Below are 5,593 nucleotides of genomic sequence, written 5' to 3' on the forward strand. Positions count from 1 at the left end.
GGTCGATTTCGCTTTCCATCTCGCGATCGTTGCCGCGGCCCGCAACCACCTCGCCGCGGAATTCTACAAGATGCTGCGCCAGGTCGGTGTCGATGCGCGGGTGAAGGTTGCGCGCACCGCGGCACCCACCTGCCCCAAGCGGATCGCCCACCGCGACGGCGAGCATCGCCTGATCGCCGAAGCGATCTCGCAGCGCGACCCCGAAGCGGCAGAGGCCGCAATGCGCGCGCACCTTCTGTCGGTGCAGAGACAGATCATGGAACGGTCGAATGCCGGCGCCTTTGCCGCGTGATCGCATCACCTCTGACATCGAGCCTGTGCGGGGAATTTCAAATTGAAACGTCATTTCGACGTGCTGGTCATCGGCGCGGGATCCGCTGGCTCGGTTGTTGCCAGCCGTCTCAGTGAAGACCGGTCGTGCCAGGTCGGCCTCATCGAAGCCGGGACGATGCCGGACGATCCCGACATCGCCGACCCGCTGAAATGGACGATGCTCCAGGGCCGCGCCTACGACTGGAGCTATCGGACCGTGCCCCAGCCCTTCACCGCCAACCGCGTCCATGAATGGCCGCGCGGCAAAATCGTCGGCGGCTCGAGCTGCCTGCATGCAATGGCCTATGTGCGCGGCCATCCCGATGATTTCGAACCCTGGGTGCAAGCCGGCGGCGAGCGCTGGTCCTATCGGGGGTTGTTGCCGGGCTTCATCCGCAGCGAAGCCTTCACCGCCTCCGACGGGCCAACACGCGGCAAGAGCGGCCCGCTGGATGTCTATCTGCCGGACGCCGAGGTCAGTCCGGTCGTGCGTGCCTACATCGCCGCCGGGCGATCCATGGGGGCTCCCGCCCTGAGCGACCACAACAGCGGCGAGATGGTCGGCACCAGCCCCAATTCACTCAACATACGCGACGGCAAGCGCCTGAGCGTCGCCGACGCCTATCTGCCGCCGCGGGTCATGGCGCGGCCGAACCTGACCTTGCTCGCCGGCCACGAGGTCGAGCATCTGGTTCTGGACGGCCACAGGGTCACGGGCGTGAGCGTGGTCTGCGAGGGCCAGACCAGAACGCTCTGTGCCGACCGAATTGTCCTTTGCGCGGGCGCCGTGTCCACGCCGCTCATCCTCATGCGGTCGGGCATTGGTTGCCCGGATACGCTGAAGCAGGCTGACATACGCTGCCTTGCCGATCGCAGCGAGGTGGGCCGCAACCTGCAGGATCATCTGCTGGCTCTTGGAAATGTCTACAGCACCAAAAAGCCGGTGCCGCCTTCCCGCCTGCAGCACTCCGAATCGCTGATGTATCTGCACAGCGACGACCCGACCCGCTCCATGGGAAGTCCCGATATCGTGCTCGCCTGCGTCGTCGCTCCGTCGGCGGCCGAGGGCCTGAATGCCCCGCTTTATGGCTCGGCCTTTACCATCCTTTGCGGCGTCACTCATCCGACAAGCCGCGGGCGCATCACACCGAGCGGGCCGGGCCGCAACGATGCGCCGGTCATCGATCCGCATTATATGGAAACCGAACACGATCGCGCGACATTCAGGATGGCGTTGAAGCGGGCGCGCATGGTCGGCCATCATGAGGCCCTGGACGAATGGCGCGATACGGAGATCCTGCCAGGCGCACCGGTTCAGTCCGATGCCGAACTCGATGCTTTCATCGCCAGGGCTGCTTCCACCCATCACCATCCGGCCGGCACCTGCCGGATGGGTCTTGACACCGAGGCCATCGTCGATCCCGACTTGCGGCTGAACGGCTTCGACAATGCCTTTGTCGTCGACGCCTCGGTGATGCCGGCGATCCCGAGCGGACCGATCAACGCGGCGATCGTCGCCATCGCCGAAACCTGGGCGGCGTCTTCACGGGTTACCGCGGCGGCCGCGTGACGGCGGCCGCATCCGACACTTCCCCTGGGTTCCGAATGGCTCTGCTTCCCGGCGACTATCAGCTATGGAGATGCGTCAGCTCAAACGCCGCTCCGTCCCGGACGCCGGCCATGCGCTGCTCGGCGGACCGGAACATGTCCGCGAACTCCACCTGGTTCTCGAACACCACGCCGCCGACCTTGACCGTCAAGGCATCCTCGGTGCCTTTTGGCGCGAAATAGACTTGTGCGATGCGCGCCCTGATACGCTCGCCGATTTCCCTGGCTTCTGCTTCGGTCGCGCCGGCGAGGAAGACCCCGAACATCGACGTCCCCATGCGTCCAACCAGATCCTCCGCGCGCACCGACGATTGTATGGTTGAGGCTATGAGCCGCAAGGCTTGATCGCCCCATTCAAGACCAAAGCGCAAGTTGATGGACCGCAGATGTTCCGAATGGATGACCAGGAAGGCGCCCGATTTTGGCCCCGGCACCGACGGTCTTGCCGTTCTTCTTTCGACCATCGACGTGAAGACCGCTCCGTTCAGGCAGCCGGTCGTGGTGTCGAAGGTTGCCGACTTGTCGAGCTCCCGGCGATAGCGACGAAGTTCGATCTGTTTCAATCCAACGAACAGAAAAAGCGGAACGCCAAGGACAACAGGCAACAGGATTGCCGTGATCATGCTGCGCCCAAATGGCGTCAGCGCTTCGGAAAACAGGAGCAGATAATTGAGGCCGACGGAAACGCCCAGGATTGCAGCAGTTCCCAGAAAGGTCAGCAAAGCGACGCCTTTCCATGCCTGGTCGGTGGTGCTCGCCATAGTCTTTGTCACTGGCCGATCTCCTGTGGATGGGCTGGTATAAGGCCGGTGTGTTGCAATTTCAGTTTCAAGGAACATTGCAATTTAATCGATTGCGCGATGACCCCATCAAGGCTGCGGACGTGGCGATTAACAAACAAAACATCAGGGAATGAATGACAGGCTATTGTGCCGGGCCGAATATGCCCATCCCGGCCTTTCTGGCTGTCGCCTCCGCCTTGCCGTAGATGCCGCTCGGCAGCGCCGTGGCCCAGCCGTTGGAGACAAGCCAGGCGCCAACATCCTGTTTGCCCAGCCTGCACGGTGCGGCGACGGCAAAACGCTCGACGTCCGGCGGTACGAAACAGTGCAGCGCGCGTCCCCTCAGCCAGGAATTGAAAACGGCGCGGGCGCGCACGCCGCAAGGCCAGGTGACGTCATGAAACGAGCAGGAGCTGTCAAGATCGATGCTTTGCACCCCGCTGATGACCACCTTGCGGCCCATGGCTTCGAACATCGCCGACGATGTGGCAACCGGGCGGTAGAGCGAGACCTCCCGCCAATCCCCAGGCATCGGCGTTTTCGGAGGCACGGCGAGGCCGAGCTCGCTGAGTGGCGGGCGGGGCTCGGCCCGTTCGATCTCAGCGGGGTCAAGCCGTGGCGGAGCGATCAGGTCTTGGGCAACCTTGCGCGCCGGTTCCAGGCGTTGTGCGCCGGCAACCGGGGCAACCGGCCGGACAGGCTGCGTGTCGTCAACATCTGGCGACTGGGCACGGACCGGCCGATCGACCGAAAGCAACGCCCCGCCCTGAATGATCAGCAGTATCCCAGCCAGAAGCAGGAGACTTCCGAGTGCGATCGCCAAGCGGCTGCGGCCTGGCCTGGCCATCAGCTTGAACAGGATCCAGGGATTTGCGCCGTTCAGAAACCCGACGTCGATTTGGCAACCAGCTTGAGCGCACCTTTTTCAATCCGGTAAAACGGCATCGAGCGTTCGCTGGATCCGTCGGCCCGAAACCGGAACAGGCCGGTCGACCCGCGAAAGCCGTTTGGATTTTCGAGAACTTTTTTGCTGAAGCCATCAGGCCCGACCGCGCTGGCAATCCCTGCCGTCAGGGCAACCATATCATAGGCATAGGCCACATTGACGTCAGCCGGATAGTTGTATGTCGTCCTGAAGCGGTCGGCGATCGGCCCGGTTTCACCTGGATCGAGCGTGGCGATAAACGCCCCCTCGAAGAGCGGATCCATGGGGTGCTCCAGCCAACGGTTCGTTCCGACGACGGAGACAGTCTTTCCCGGAATGCCCTTCGATTTGAGGGCGGCAAGCATGGGCGCCGGACTGCCATTGCCGCTGGCGACAATGACGGCGTCGGGGGCGTCCACGAGTGAGCCCATTTCGTCGACCGCCTTCGCGCCACCGTCGCCGGCAGAATATCGGAGAGTGACCGCGAGCGCCGCGCCATAGATGCTGAGGCTGTTTGCGACCCGCTTCTCCATGGCGCCGGCGTTTGGGCCATCCGCGACAAGCAGTACGAACTTCTTGCTGCCTTTCGCGGCCAGTCCCGCGGCGCCCGCGGCGGCGCTGTCCGCTTCGCCAAGGAGCACGGCATAGACCCCGGGGCCGCCGGCGAAATTGTCGGCGAGCGCCAGGACCGGTGGCCGCTTCGACCCCGACAGCGTGGCAATATGCTGGGCCGCCGGTAGCTCGGTCGGGCCGATGACGACTTTAGACCCCGTCGTAATGGCCGTAACCGCCAGTTTGCCGGCCAGTGCGCTGTCGCCTTTGGTGTCTTCTACCGTCAGCGCCAGCAATCCGTTGCCGATATCCGTCATCGCCAGCTTGGTCGCATCGAGCATCTTCCTGCCGTTTTCCCCGGCCGTTCCAGGGGCGGAAAGCGGCAGCAGCATCGTGACTTTGGTCGACCCGGTGCCCAGCGACTGGGTCGCCTGGACGGGACCGGCACCGGCGGCGCCGTTCTGCCCGGCAGGCGCGGTAACCGCCGCCGGATCGAGCACTTCGGACACGCCGCCCTTCGACTGGCAGCCCGACACGATCGCGGCGAGCGCCAAGGCGATTGCCCATGTCCGCGGACGGTGGACCTGTCGGCCAGCTTCCATGAATGCTCCACCCCTATGTGCCGCCGGATATTGTTCCCGGTCTGGTCTTCAACGCATGTTACGGCGGACTTGCAGTGCCGTCTGTAGTTCTTTTAGCCGCCGAACAGCCTGCCTCTGAGCGCCCTGATCTGCCTTGCTTGCCCAGCACTTCGATAGTCGGCGCATTTCATGTATCGCGGCCCGGGCACGAACACGCGGCGCACGCAGACGCCCTTTGCCTGGGCAGGGGCTCCACCCTCCTCGCCTGGCGAAAATGCGGAAAAGCCGAACGTCGCCACCGGCAAAGGCCCGGTCACTTCGATCCCTTCCCTTGCCAGGATTGCCCGCGCACGCTGGCAGTAGCGGACTGAAAGGGCCGAGAACCGGCTTTCATTGTGCCCGGCGCGATACTTCATGACGGTGGTGCAGAGATCACCCGCGGCGAGCTTGTTGGCCTGTGCAAGATATTTGACCCCCAGCGCGATGTTGGCCGCCGGCGCGCTGAGATCGTCGAGGGAACCTCGAAAGCCGAGCATCCTGGCGGTCGCCGGCATCACCTGCATCAGGCCGACTTCGCCATCGGCGCCTTGCACGCCGGGATCGAAGCCGCTTTCGATCTCCATCACCGCATGCGCCAGCATCGGCTCCAGGCCATAGATCGATGCCTGGCAACTGGCAAACGCCTTGAAAGCCTGCCGGGTCCACTCGGTGGCCGGATCACAGCGCACTGGTTGCTTCAGGCCGGACGAAAGCTGTTGTTTCACGGATGGTCGTTCCAGCCAGTTGGCACTGGCCGGCGTGACCGTTTGGACAACGCCAAACAACACGATCGC

Annotated in this window: 6 protein-coding genes; 2 read left to right on the forward strand and 4 right to left on the reverse strand. The window is 63.8% G+C overall.

Annotated features, from left to right (window positions below):
• Both EN914_RS22200 and EN914_RS22205 read left to right on the forward strand, forming a co-directional pair.
• A partial coding sequence (locus EN914_RS22200) for a FadR/GntR family transcriptional regulator (RefSeq protein WP_127389259.1) occupies positions 1 to 292 on the forward strand: 292 nt, incomplete at its 5' end.
• A 42-nt stretch (positions 293 to 334) separates the two neighbouring features.
• The gene (locus EN914_RS22205) at positions 335 to 1,882 is read left to right on the forward strand and encodes a GMC family oxidoreductase (protein WP_024505129.1); all 1,548 of its coding nucleotides are present in this window, start codon (positions 335 to 337) and stop codon (positions 1,880 to 1,882) included.
• Positions 1,883 to 1,940: 58 nt separating this feature from the next.
• On the opposite strand, the gene EN914_RS22210 is transcribed toward EN914_RS22205, so the two are convergent.
• The 4 genes from EN914_RS22210 to EN914_RS22225 form a co-directional block, all read right to left on the reverse strand.
• The gene (locus EN914_RS22210; protein ID WP_024505130.1) at positions 1,941 to 2,693 is read right to left on the reverse strand and encodes a GGDEF domain-containing protein; all 753 of its coding nucleotides are present in this window, start codon (positions 2,691 to 2,693) and stop codon (positions 1,941 to 1,943) included.
• A 151-nt stretch (positions 2,694 to 2,844) separates the two neighbouring features.
• Positions 2,845 to 3,525 (reverse strand): thermonuclease family protein, encoded by a 681-nt coding sequence (locus EN914_RS22215; protein WP_245462215.1) that lies wholly within the window; start codon positions 3,523 to 3,525, stop codon positions 2,845 to 2,847.
• Positions 3,526 to 3,581: 56 nt separating this feature from the next.
• A complete protein-coding gene (locus EN914_RS22220) occupies positions 3,582 to 4,781 on the reverse strand; it encodes an ABC transporter substrate-binding protein (RefSeq protein WP_024505132.1) in 1,200 nt (399 codons plus the stop codon).
• A 92-nt stretch (positions 4,782 to 4,873) separates the two neighbouring features.
• A partial coding sequence (locus EN914_RS22225; RefSeq protein WP_127389260.1) for a lytic transglycosylase domain-containing protein occupies positions 4,874 to 5,593 on the reverse strand: 720 nt, incomplete at its 5' end.

Source organism: Mesorhizobium sp. M7A.F.Ca.CA.001.08.2.1, assembly GCF_003998455.1.
Lineage (GTDB): Bacteria > Pseudomonadota > Alphaproteobacteria > Rhizobiales > Rhizobiaceae > Mesorhizobium > Mesorhizobium ciceri.